1 pseudogene is annotated in these 1,097 nt (G+C 75.8%); it reads left to right on the plus strand.

The annotated features are described in order from the left end of the window. Positions 1-1,097: pseudogene (locus BLV24_RS22190) on the plus strand (cadherin repeat domain-containing protein); the annotation flags it as partial.

Raw genomic sequence — 1,097 nt, forward strand, 5'->3', positions numbered from 1 at the left:
CTGGACGAGGCCCCGACCGGCCTCGCCCTGACCGGAACCGCCGTGGCCGAGAACGCCCCCGGCGCCGTCATCGGGACCGTCGCGGGGACCGACCCGGAGGGCGCGCCCCTGACCTGGAGCGTCGACGATCCCCGCTTCGAGGTGGTCGGCGGGACCCTGAAGCTGAAGGACGGCGTGGCGCTGGATCACGAGGCCGGGGGCGCGGTCGACCTGGTCCTCACCGCCACCGACCCGGCGGGGAACGCCACGCCCCATGCCGCCACCCTCGCCGTCACCGATCTGGACGAGGCCCCGACCGGCCTCGCCCTGACCGGAACCGCCGTGGCCGAGAACGCCCCCGGCGCCGTCATCGGGACCGTCGCGGGGACCGACCCGGAGGGCGCGGCCCTGGCCTGGAGCGTCGACGATCCCCGCTTCGAGGTGGTCGGCGACACGCTCAAGCTCAAGGACGGCGTGGCGCTGGATCACGAGGCCGGGGGCGCGGTCGACCTGGTCCTCACCGCCACCGACCCGGCGGGGAACGCCACGCCCCATGCCGCCACCCTCGCCGTCACCGATCTGGACGAGGCCCCGACCGGCCTCGCCCTGACCGGAACCGCCGTGGCCGAGAACGCCCCCGGCGCCGTCATCGGGACCGTCGCGGGGACCGACCCGGAGGGCGCGCCCCTGACCTGGACCGTCGACGATCCCCGCTTCGAGGTGGTCGGCGACACGCTCAAGCTCAAGGACGGCGTGGCGCTGGATCACGAGGCCGGCGGCGAGGTCGACCTGGTCCTCACCGCCACCGACCCGGCGGGGAACGCCACGCCCCATGCCGCCACCCTCGCCGTCACCGATCTGGACGAGGCCCCGACCGGCCTCGCCCTGACCGGAACCGCCGTGGCCGAGAACGCCCCCGGCGCCGTCATCGGGACCGTCGCGGGGACCGACCCGGAGGGCGCGCCCCTGACCTGGAGCGTCGACGATCCCCGCTTCGAGGTGGTCGGCGACACGCTCAAGCTCAAGGACGGCGTGGCGCTGGATCACGAGGCCGGCGGCGAGGTCGACCTGGTCCTCACCGCCACCGACCCGGCGGGGAACGCCACGCCCCATGCCGC

The sequence above is a fragment of the Albimonas donghaensis genome (assembly GCF_900106695.1).
GTDB classification, from domain to species: domain Bacteria; phylum Pseudomonadota; class Alphaproteobacteria; order Rhodobacterales; family Rhodobacteraceae; genus Albimonas; species Albimonas donghaensis.